Raw genomic sequence first — 10,080 nt, 5'->3', positions numbered from 1 at the left:
AAGCTAAAAACAGATATTTCAGGAGGTGATACCATGAAGCAGGCAACTCACTCCGTTAATATTGGGAAGGATTATGCTGTAGATAAGGCCGCATTTTTATTATCTAAACCCGTTAATTTCAGCCAGTCAACAGAGATAGAAAGAAGAGATATGAGTGAACAAATTGAAAAAAGAGTAGAAAACCTGGAGTCGGATGCTGCCCAGTTAAAAACGGATGTGTCAGTGATAAAATCCAACTATGCGACAAAAGCCGATATTGAATCTGTGAAAGCGTTAGTTCATAACGAAATTTCATCGGTTAAGAGTATTATTCATAACGAGATTTCGTCAGTTAAAAACATTATTCATCAAGAAATAACAACTGTAAATAAAGAAATGTCCTTGATGCGAAAGGAAATATCTTCTATACACAAAGATATATCTTCTATACATAAGGAAATAGCATCAGGGCATAAAAACACTGCGGCTATTCATAAAGAAATATCATTAATATATAAGAAAATAGCGGATCAAACCAAATGGATGGTGACAATAATGTTTGGTTTCTCTGGGATCGTTATCGCAGCTATGAAATTTATGATTTGAATGATCACAATGATAAATTAATTATTTTTTGATTAAACCATTATTTATTTACTCTTTTTATCATTAGTATTAATGGATTTGATAAATGGCTTTAACAGGCTGAGGGTAAGACATGTTTTTTATTCGTCCAACACAGATATTAGATGCCGGAGTATTACCAGCAATAGAACGATCAGCGGGCCAGCTATTTCTCTCGACACCTGAATTGTCATGGATTGCTGATGGTCATACCCACACGGAACAGCAGCATTTAGATTATATTTCGCAACAGAATAGTTGGATTGCCTTGAATGACGATAATCAGCCTGTCGGTTTTATTTTGGTAAAACCGTTGGATGATGGCTTACATATTATGGAACTTTCGGTGCATAGGGATTGGCAGAAGAAAGGTATAGGAAAAGCGCTGATTGATACCGTTATGCAGGTCGCTGAACAGCGCGGCTTTCAGGCTGTCACGTTGACAACTTTTCGTCATATAAACTGGAACGCTCCATTTTATCAGCGACTGGGGTTTTCTATCTTAGAACCTCGGCAAATTACTGGTGCTTTGTGTCAGATCCTGCAACGTGAAATTGAATATGGGTTTGCAGAAAATCAACGCTGTGCAATGAAGCGTTTGGTTGTTACAACAGATTGTCACGATTGAGTTTTGAGAATAGAGACTGCGGGTTGTTACTCTGCATCAAACACCGTTTTACTGTGCCTGATGCAGATATATGATTTTATAGTGTGTGATTTAAGGCTTTCCAGCTTTAACTTCTCTGCCTCGTAATAGTTTTCTGACCCAGAATCGGTTTGGGTGCAAGGCCGCCAATGTTTCATCATCAAGTGGTAGAGCTTCACCAAAAATCTGCCCTGCGAGTAATTCTGCGCTCAACGGAGCAGAACATAATCCACGGGAACCCAATGCACCAATGACAAATAAATCAGGATAACAAGGAGATTCTTCAATTGTCTCATCAGTGTTTATCCGTTGAGATAAACCGGCATATTTGGCCATAATTTCACTGAAAATAGGCACATTGCCAACCATTGGCATATGATCTCGAATAACACATCGTATACCTTGGCGGGATTTCGCTTCTGAAATATTGACCTGTTTCACCCAATCGACATCGGGTAAAGATTTCAATAAACGATCACGATTTTCTTGTTGTTCTGCGGAAGAATACTGAGTATTAACTTTCCCTCGCTGATAGCTAGCACCGATACAATGATGTTGATTGTGAGGATTAACAGGAGTCAGATAGCCATCGTAACACAGCACGTTTTTCAGTTGGCTGAGATGGGTAGTGGTCGGGATATGGCTGACTTGTCCACGAACAGCAGTAACGGGAAGCTTTTCAGTTTGTGCAAATTGCGGTAGGCAGTGTCCATTAGCAATGATAACGACCTTGTGGTTTTTGCGCAGCGACTGCCCCTGGTGTTCAATATGCAACTGCCAACCGTATTCATCTTGAACTAATTGAGTCATTTTGTGGTTGAAATAGGTGAGCATTCCATGCCGTTCTGCCAGATTGATGGCTTCCTGAGTCAATTGAGCCGGAGATAACCATCCTCCCTGTGGATAGTGGATACCATGATAATTAACATCTAATCCACTCGCTTGGCTCAATTGCTGGCGATCCATTCCAATTGCAATTTCTTCTAACCACGATGTTTGCAGCATCTTGGCAATTTTTTTGTCACTTTTTTCATCGTAAGCCAACTGACTGACACCGCACCATTGATAATCAAAGGAAACATTTTCATCAATTAGCTGATCATATTGACGGCGGGCAAAGGTAAAGGCGGAGATAAAGAAACGTTCCAGTACGTCGTCACGGCCATTCAGCAACGGGTAAATGGCTCCCTGCTGATTACCTGATGCATTTTGTGCGGGTTGGTTATCTTGGCAATACAGTGTGACTTTCGCGCCCCGGCGTAATAGTGCAAGTGCAGTTAATACACTGGCGATGCCGCCACCAATGATGGCGATATCATCGGTATCAGTAGCTGCTTGTCGAGCAAACCATGGAGTACCTGAGGAAGAAAGAGGGGAATGTGCTGATGGAGCTAGAACCCCTGTCAGCATCTCTCTTTTGTGTCCGAAGCCTTTTATTTTCTTGACATCAAATCCGGCTTCCTGCAATCCACGTCGAACGACTCCGGCTGACGTAAATGTCGCAAATGTTCCTTCCGGACGAGAAAATCTTGCCATTGCAGTGAACAGTTGTTCGCTCCACATCTGCGGGTTTTTGGATGGTGCAAAACCATCTAAAAACCAAGCATCAATTTTTCCAGTTAAATTCGAATTTATCCTCGGTAATAGATCATTTACGTCACCAAACCAGAGATCCAGTGTGACAGCGCCATTATTCAGCATTAGTCTGTGGCAGCCCGCAAGAGGTAAAGGCCATTGCTGACATAATTCTTTAGAAAATACGTGAAGTTCTGGCCAGCGCTGATGCGCAGTCTTCAAGTCTGCTGTCGTTAATGGGTATTTTTCAAAACTGATGTAATGAAGCCGTTTTAAAGATGCATCAGGGGGTTGTTGTCTAAAAATTGAAAAAGCTCGACAAAGTGTCAGGAAATTCAATCCAGTACCGAATCCAGTCTCGGCAATAATACAATCAGGGCGGGAGTGCGTATTAAAACGTTGGGGAAAATGATTACCTTTTAAAAATACATATAAAGTTTCTTCCAAGCCATCTTGATTTGAAAAATAAACATCATCAAACTGCTCAGAAACGGGTGTACCCTGTTCATTCCAGTTTAGGGTTGCGCTGCTGATAGCACTGTTTTTCACAATAATGCCTGTATGGTTGACAAGAATAATCTGGAGATTTTAACGGTGTTCATACTGTTGTACCACCCATGAGAAAAGTTAACACTTGAGTCCAGATCAACTTTTCCGTGAATTTTTAACCTGATCGGACTTGTTCGGCGTACAAGTGTACGCTAAAGTGCGGGGCAGAAATCCCGCAGGTAAAAATGATGAGGTAATGAATGAAACGTGCAGTAATCACTGGTCTGGGGATTGTTTCCAGTATTGGTAATAACCAGAAAGAGGTGCTGGAGTCTCTGAGAGAAGGCCGTTCCGGGATAACTTTTTCTGAAGAATTCAAAGAGATGGGGCTTCGTAGCCATGTCTGGGGTAATATAAAACTGGATATATCAGGTCTAATTGATCGTAAAACTCAGCGTTTTATGAGCGATTCATCTATTTATGCTTATCTTGCAATGGATGAAGCGATTAAAGATTCTGGTTTGTCTGATGAGCAAGTTTCCAATTTGCGCACTGGTCTGGTTGTGGGTTCAGGTGGCGGTTCTCCACGTAATCAGGTTAATGGATCGGATGGTATGCGAGCCAAAGGGCTGCGTGGCGTTGGGCCTTATATGGTGACGCGGGCAATGGCTTCTGGTGTATCAGCCTGTCTGGCAACACCATTTAAAATCAAAGGGGTGAACTATTCGATTAGTTCTGCCTGTTCGACTTCTGCACATTGTATTGGTCATGCGGTTGAATTGATCCAGCTTGGTAAGCAGGATGTTATTTTTGCCGGCGGCGGTGAAGAACTGAGCTGGGAAATGGCCTGTGAATTTGATGCAATGGGAGCGCTTTCTACTAAATATAACGAAACACCAGAACTCGCTTCCCGCACTTATGATCAGGGGCGTGACGGTTTTGTCATTGCTGGCGGTGGCGGTATCGTTGTGGTTGAAGAATTAGAGCACGCATTGGCTCGTGGCGCACATATATATGCTGAAATCATCGGTTATGGGGCAAATTCTGATGGTGCAGATATGGTCGCACCTTCTGGCGAAGGGGCTGTTCGCTGCATGAAGCTAGCTCTCGACGGTATTGAAGGTGGCGTGGATTACATCAATACCCACGGAACATCGACCCCGATTGGTGACTTGAAGGAGTTGGGAGCTATCCGCGAAGTGTTTGGTGACAACACACCTGCTATTTCGGCCACCAAAGCGATGACGGGGCACTCTTTGGGAGCGGCTGGTGCGCATGAAGCAATTTACAGTCTATTAATGCTGGAACATGGCATTATTGCGCCAAGTATCAATATTGATAACTTGGATGAGAATGCGTTAGGTATGAATATTATCACTGAACCTACCGAACGCGAGCTAAGAACAGTGATGTCCAATAGCTTCGGGTTCGGCGGTACAAATGCATCCCTGGTGATGCGCAAATACTCGAACTGATTTTCTGACGACTGAAAAACTCATCAGTTAAAATGAAAGCCAATCCACTGATTAGATGGATTGGTTTTTTTAATTTATACGGCCCTGTTTTTATTACGGCGTTTATTTATTATCCGTAAAACAGGTGGAATAATAATCACTAATGCACCGAGTACCAGTAAAGTTTGGGCAATGGTGCTGCTCCATAGGATCTCGAAATTTCCGTTACTGATTGATAGTGCGCGTCTCAGGTTTTGCTCCAGCATTTCACCTAATACAAATCCCAAAATAAGCGGTGACATCGGGAAATTCATTTTTCTGAGGATATAACCAAAAACGCCCAATCCAACCATCAGCATAAGATCGAATGTCGTACTGTGTACGGCATAAACCCCGACTGCTGAAACAATGGCAATGGCAGGAACTAAAAACCACAAGGGAATATTCAACATACGGGTAAATAACCCAATCATCGGGATATTCATGATCAGCAATAGAACGTTGGCGATCAGTAAGGCGGCAATGAGTCCCCAAACTATATCCGGTTGTTCTGTGAACATGGCGGGGCCGGGTGTGATGTTATAGAGGGTCAGAGCACCTATCATGACTGCTGTTGTCCCTGAACCGGGTACACCGAGGGTAAGCATGGGAATGAATGAACCACAGGCTGAAGCATTATTAGCAGCTTCTGGGGCCGCCACACCACGAATATCACCTTTGCCAAAGGAGTCGCTATTCCCACTGATCCGTTTTTCCGTCATATAGGTGATTGCGCTGGCAATCGTTGCCCCAGCACCGGGTAGGATACCCACGAAGAACCCAATCACTGAGGAGCGTAATATTGGCCCAGTACAAACTGCGGCTTCTTTTTTATTGAAAAGCAGGCGTCCGGTTTTACTTATCAGTTTTTGTCCCGTAGAGGTACTTTCCAGCATCAACAGAATTTCACTGACTGAAAATAGGCCAATAACGACGACAATAAATTGAATGCCATCAGAGAGATGGACGCTATCAAAGGTGAAACGATAAACCCCGGTATTGGCATCGACTCCGACTGTAGCCAAGCCCAGACCGATTAAGGCAGCGAGTAAAGATTTGATAGGATTCTGGCTCATCATGCTGCCGAGGCAAGCGATAGCAAAAACCATCAGGGCAAAATATTCGGCCGGGCCAAACGCCAAAGACCACTTTGCCAGAATAGGCGCGAACAGGATAATACCAATAATGGCTAAAAGTGAGCCACAAAACGAACTGACCGCAGAGATAGAGAGAGCAACACCGGCTTTTCCTTGTTTTGCCATCGGATGGCCATCAAGCGCTGTCATAATCGCAGCGGCATCTCCTGGCACATTCAGCAGAATTGAAGAAATTCGGCCCCCATATTCACAGCCAATATAGACCGTTGCCAATAAAATTAAGGCGGATTCCGCAGGTAATTTTAATGCAAAAGCCAATGGTAGCAAGATAGCCACGCCATTGATTGGGCCAAGGCCGGGGAGCAGGCCGACAATAGTACCGATAAAACAGCCGATTAACGCAATGACTAAGTTCTTGGGTATTAATGCGACTTCAAAACCCTGACTCAGATATATCCAAGTATCCATCGTTGACATTCCCCTTATCTTAGCCAATTGCCGAGTGGCAGAGTGACATCTAACAGGCGGTCAAATGCAAAAAAGAGCGAGACACCAAGAAACACGCCGGAAATAACCGCCACAGGAAGTGTGGCGTTAAATAATAACGCCACACTAATGGTCAATAACGTCGTTGCCAGAGGAAAACCCAGCCACTCAAATGTCCATGCATAAACGACTAATGAGGTAATCAACAAAAGTAAGCGGCGTAATACTTGTGCTGTAGGCCACTGGGTGAGCTCAGGTTTTTTGAATAGCAGTAACAAAGAACAGAGTGCCATTAACGAAATAATGGCGATTGGAAATGGTTGGGGTCCTAAGGGTTCATAGCTGTATTCACTGTGAATGCCCCAGCCAATGGTTAGCCCGATCCCACACAGTACCAGCCATACAACGGCAAATATACGATCGCTCATGATGCCTCCTGTTATTTTGCTAAACCAAAGGATTTGGCCAGTTCATGGTATTGGGAAACTTGTTTTTTCACATAGTCGTCCAGTTCTCTGCCAGTCATGTTGAATTCAAAGAGTCCACGTAGCTCGCGTTGTTTTTTGAACTCTTCTGTTTGTTGCAGTTTGTTAAATATCTCTACCCACCATTGGTACTGTTCATCAGTGACTTTTGGCCCTACGTAAAAACCGCGAATAATTGGCCAGACGAGGTTATAACCCTGCTCTTTGGCTGTTGGAATACTTGCTAAATTGCCATTCAGGCGTTTATCAGCATAAACTGCAAGGACACGGATTTTCTCGCCACTGAGATAAGGCAGAGTTTCACTCAGATCTCCGGAAACGACCTGAATATGATTACCAAGTAGGGCAGTGATGGGTTCGCCACCCCCTTCAAACGCGACATAGCGCATTTTGCGTGGATCAACCCCAATCTCTTTCGCCAGTAATGCTGTTTTCATCCAATCCTGGCTGCCGATGGATGCACCTGCGCCGAATACAATGCTGGCAGGCTCTTTTTTGAATGCCTCCATGAGATCTTTCAAGGTCTTGTAAGGCGAATCCTTGCGAACGGCGATCATACCGTAGTCAGTACCGACGCTTGCCAGCCAACGCACATCATTCACGTTGTAACGGCCAAATTTCCCTTGGGAAAGATTCAACAGAGAACCGCCAGAAAAAGCCACGATAGTGCCAGGTTCAGCAGAGCGTTGGGCAACGATGGCATTATAGGCAACAGCACCGACACCACCGGGCATGAAAGTTACACGCATAGGGGTATTGATGGCTTTGCTATCCAATAATGAAACTTGAACTAACTTACAGGTCAAATCAAAGCCACCACCGGGTTTGGCTGGCGCAATGCATTCGGTTCTATCGGGGGTATTGGCTGCTAGGGTGTTGGCACAGAAAAGTAAGCAGGCAGTCGCTAATAAGGTCTTGAATGTTTTCATTTTGATTCCTCACATAGCTCCAGTAAAGGGAATAAGTTGACAAATATCAGGAGCATTTTATTTATAGATGCGAAACCTTTCATTTACCTTTCATTAACAATAAAAAGTATCTGGATGTGACTTTAGTCACTTAATTTGCGTAGTTTTTCACATTACATAGAAGAGGAAAATCCTCTTATTATTGTAATGGGTTTTATATAGTTACAAGTATATTGAAAAAACACATTGGGCTTAAATAATCCTGATTATAAAAAATAAAACCAGGATTATTAACCATAAGTTAAATGAATTTTATTTAGTTAAATTATTGTTATATCGACTTCATGCGGAGTTGATTTTATATCAAGATCTATTCTATTCTTTTTGAATTTTTTCATTTGAATTTGGGTAGAACTATCAATTTTTGGTACTCTTGTAGCTATTATGAATGCTTTTTTATTATCTAATGGATTTAAATTTAGTAACTCAACGGTATTATATATTTGTTCCATGGCTCTTTTAACATCAGAACCTTTTAGTTCAATGTAGATTTCTTTTTTATCATGCTCCCTAATAACTAAATAATCACATTTTTTCTCTAATCTATTATTAATATATCCATCATCTATTTTTATTTCGTATAAATTCAATCTTTCTTTATTAAAAATGATGATGTTGCTTCTGTTTTCAGACAAAGATATATGCCCATTCTTTGTGTTGCAATAAGGAGAGTTGATGATTTCTCGATAAGCATTACTGTTCATTAATTAATCTCCGAATTCTATGTCTAATAATTTACCAAAGTCTTTTGATATAGTATTAGATATATCATCAATAAAATCTGCATTGATTAATTTTTCCTCCTTATCGAGTATATCATGAGCGATACCATCATTAATTAAGTATGCTGATACATCATCAAAATCTACAATTTCTTCATCTTTGATGATTTCATTAATTTTATTCCTTTTGGATGGATTATTTTTGATTATATTAGATGCCAATATTAAATTATTTATAGAGGAAACAATATAGGGACTGTGGGTTGTTATTGTGAAATTTGCCTCTTTTGTATGGTTATATGCTATCGATATTAAAGAAATAATTCCTTTTTGAGCTACAGGAAATAAATGAGCTTCTGGTTCTTCGATGATAAAGTCAGTATAGCCGTCTTGACTGGTAGTAAAAGGCCAAAATGTTAATATTGAAATCATAGGTATTAGTTCTTGTTGGCCTGAACTGGTGTGCTCTGATCTAATCCTACTGTTTTTATTAATTATCCATTCTTCATCATTATCTATTTCTATTTTCCCTTTTAATAATTCATTAGTTATTTTTTCTACGCTATCTGGTAAATTAGTAGGTTCTGAAATTCCTAATTCAATACATGATTTAGTCATTCCGTAGTCATTCGCAAATTTAGAAATGAAGTAATCAATATTAATATCATCACGAGATAGTTTAAATATATGTTTTTGTAGACCAGAAAAAAAGGATCTCCCCGCAGGAATATAAAGAGGTTTTTCTGAATGTAATCCTAATGTCCTTTTTGCATAAAAATTGCTAAAATTTCGCCTTTTTATATATCCTTTAAAATCGTTTTGATTGCTATCTATATTTAGCTGTTTTATAGCTTCTTCGACATTTTCTGAAAATTTTGGGTCGTTAAATGTAAAATTTAATTTAGAATTTTTATTATATATTTTGAATGAAAATTTGTTATTACAATAATCGATATTAAATGATTTTTTTTCCCAAGTATAGACAGGAAAGATTCTTTTAAATCTAAATTCTAATAATGATTCATATGAGTTATTATTGTTTTTATCATCACTAATGTAATCTGTCGTAATATCATGAATGTCTTTAATAAAAGCAATTAATTTCGCAAGTAAACTTTTTCCCGCCGCTTGAGGTCCAATTAATATATTGATTTTGTTTAATTTTATTTCCATTTTCCGGATTGAAACAAAATTCTCAACGATCAATTTTTCCATAATGTTATCCTAAGTGACATTAATTTATTTCGATAAGTATATGCTGATTTTTTATTAATACTAAATTATTCCTCATCTTACTATGCAATTTATCAAATTAGAAGTCGCTTTACTTAAAGATTCGAGGCGTATTCCATTATTTAATCGGTAGCATGTTCTTGGGCAAGTATAATTGAGCAAAAACGACCTTAGTGATTCAGATGAACCATCAACTATCCGACTAACTCATTTATCTCAATGAGAATAATCTTTTGCGAGAGGGTTCTCATTTTATGTTATCCCATTAGCAATTACGTAATCT

Annotated in this window: 9 protein-coding genes; 3 read left to right on the top strand and 6 right to left on the bottom strand. The window is 40.3% G+C overall.

Annotation, left to right across the window (positions count from 1 at the left end):
- Window positions 1–585: hypothetical protein (locus PSI22_RS14605; RefSeq protein WP_273580381.1), on the top strand; the 585-nt coding region annotated here is incomplete at its 5' end.
- A 112-nt stretch (window positions 586–697) separates the two neighbouring features.
- A complete protein-coding gene (locus PSI22_RS14600) occupies window positions 698–1,231 on the top strand; it encodes a GNAT family N-acetyltransferase (protein WP_273580380.1) in 534 nt (177 codons plus the stop codon).
- A gap of 90 nt (window positions 1,232–1,321) precedes the next feature.
- Here the strand turns inward: PSI22_RS14600 and mnmC are convergent, their stop codons facing one another.
- Window positions 1,322–3,373, bottom strand: coding sequence for a bifunctional tRNA (5-methylaminomethyl-2-thiouridine)(34)-methyltransferase MnmC2/FAD-dependent 5-carboxymethylaminomethyl-2-thiouridine(34) oxidoreductase MnmC1 (gene mnmC / locus PSI22_RS14595; RefSeq protein WP_273580379.1), 2,052 nt, complete (start codon window positions 3,371–3,373; stop codon window positions 1,322–1,324).
- A gap of 200 nt (window positions 3,374–3,573) precedes the next feature.
- On the opposite strand from mnmC, the gene fabB reads away from it, so the two are divergent.
- Window positions 3,574–4,788 carry a beta-ketoacyl-ACP synthase I gene (fabB, locus tag PSI22_RS14590; RefSeq protein WP_273580378.1) on the top strand — a complete coding sequence of 405 codons (1,215 nt, stop codon included), beginning with the start codon at window positions 3,574–3,576 and terminating at the stop codon, window positions 4,786–4,788.
- A gap of 74 nt (window positions 4,789–4,862) precedes the next feature.
- On the opposite strand, the gene PSI22_RS14585 is transcribed toward fabB, so the two are convergent.
- From PSI22_RS14585 to PSI22_RS14565, 5 genes are all read right to left on the bottom strand, one after another.
- Window positions 4,863–6,371 carry a tripartite tricarboxylate transporter permease gene (locus PSI22_RS14585; RefSeq protein ID WP_273580377.1) on the bottom strand — a complete coding sequence of 503 codons (1,509 nt, stop codon included), beginning with the start codon at window positions 6,369–6,371 and terminating at the stop codon, window positions 4,863–4,865.
- A 14-nt stretch (window positions 6,372–6,385) separates the two neighbouring features.
- Window positions 6,386–6,817, bottom strand: coding sequence for a tripartite tricarboxylate transporter TctB family protein (locus PSI22_RS14580; protein ID WP_273580376.1), 432 nt, complete (start codon window positions 6,815–6,817; stop codon window positions 6,386–6,388).
- Between the two features lie 11 nt (window positions 6,818–6,828).
- Window positions 6,829–7,803, bottom strand: coding sequence for a Bug family tripartite tricarboxylate transporter substrate binding protein (locus PSI22_RS14575; protein WP_306310595.1), 975 nt, complete (start codon window positions 7,801–7,803; stop codon window positions 6,829–6,831).
- Between the two features lie 299 nt (window positions 7,804–8,102).
- The gene (locus PSI22_RS14570) at window positions 8,103–8,546 is read right to left on the bottom strand and encodes a hypothetical protein (protein WP_273580375.1); all 444 of its coding nucleotides are present in this window, start codon (window positions 8,544–8,546) and stop codon (window positions 8,103–8,105) included.
- Between the two features lie 3 nt (window positions 8,547–8,549).
- Entirely contained in the window at window positions 8,550–9,779 is a 1,230-nt protein-coding gene (locus tag PSI22_RS14565) for an AAA family ATPase (protein ID WP_273580374.1), read from the bottom strand.
- Between the last annotated feature and the right edge of the window lie 301 nt (window positions 9,780–10,080).

It is taken from the genome of Xenorhabdus aichiensis (assembly GCF_028598775.1).
GTDB classification, from domain to species: Bacteria; Pseudomonadota; Gammaproteobacteria; order Enterobacterales; family Enterobacteriaceae; genus Xenorhabdus; species Xenorhabdus bovienii.
This window is presented reverse-complemented; position numbering and strand designations above follow the sequence as displayed.

Excerpts from the sequence above, each read along its gene's own strand:
- PSI22_RS14600 (WP_273580380.1), top strand. The coding sequence starts at position 698 with ATGTTTTTTATTCGTCCAACACAGATATTAGATGCCGGAGTATTACCA.
- fabB (WP_273580378.1), top strand. The coding sequence starts at position 3,574 with ATGAAACGTGCAGTAATCACTGGTCTGGGGATTGTTTCCAGTATTGGT.
- PSI22_RS14585 (WP_273580377.1), bottom strand. The coding sequence starts at position 6,371 with ATGGATACTTGGATATATCTGAGTCAGGGTTTTGAAGTCGCATTAATA.
- PSI22_RS14580 (WP_273580376.1), bottom strand. The coding sequence starts at position 6,817 with ATGAGCGATCGTATATTTGCCGTTGTATGGCTGGTACTGTGTGGGATC.
- PSI22_RS14575 (WP_306310595.1), bottom strand. The coding sequence starts at position 7,803 with ATGAAAACATTCAAGACCTTATTAGCGACTGCCTGCTTACTTTTCTGT.
- PSI22_RS14570 (WP_273580375.1), bottom strand. The coding sequence starts at position 8,546 with ATGAACAGTAATGCTTATCGAGAAATCATCAACTCTCCTTATTGCAAC.
- PSI22_RS14565 (WP_273580374.1), bottom strand. The coding sequence starts at position 9,779 with ATGGAAAAATTGATCGTTGAGAATTTTGTTTCAATCCGGAAAATGGAA.